A 242-nucleotide genomic window follows, 5' to 3' on the forward strand; every position below is an offset into this window, starting at 1 on the left:
GCCCCCATCACCTGCTCGATCCCGAGCTGCTGCTGGTTCGTCGAGGCCACGATCTGCTGGAACGTCTGCACGTTCTCCTCGAACCGCGCCGTGATCTCCTCGATGGTCCGCTGCGTCGTGTCCGAGCGCGTCTTGCCCACCGCCGAGCGCTTCACCGCCTCCTCCGTCAGCATCACCGAGGTGTTGATGCCCCGCTGGATCTCCCCGAGGATCGCCCGCACCTGACCCGTGGCCGCCTTCGC

Annotated in this window: 1 pseudogene; it reads right to left on the reverse strand. The window is 67.8% G+C overall.

Annotated elements, in window-relative coordinates:
- Nucleotides 1–242, reverse strand: a pseudogene (locus MKK52_RS07930) (hypothetical protein); the annotation flags it as partial.

The organism is Methylobacterium sp. J-067 (genome assembly GCF_022829465.1).
Taxonomy (GTDB): Bacteria; Pseudomonadota; Alphaproteobacteria; order Rhizobiales; family Beijerinckiaceae; genus Methylobacterium; species Methylobacterium litchii.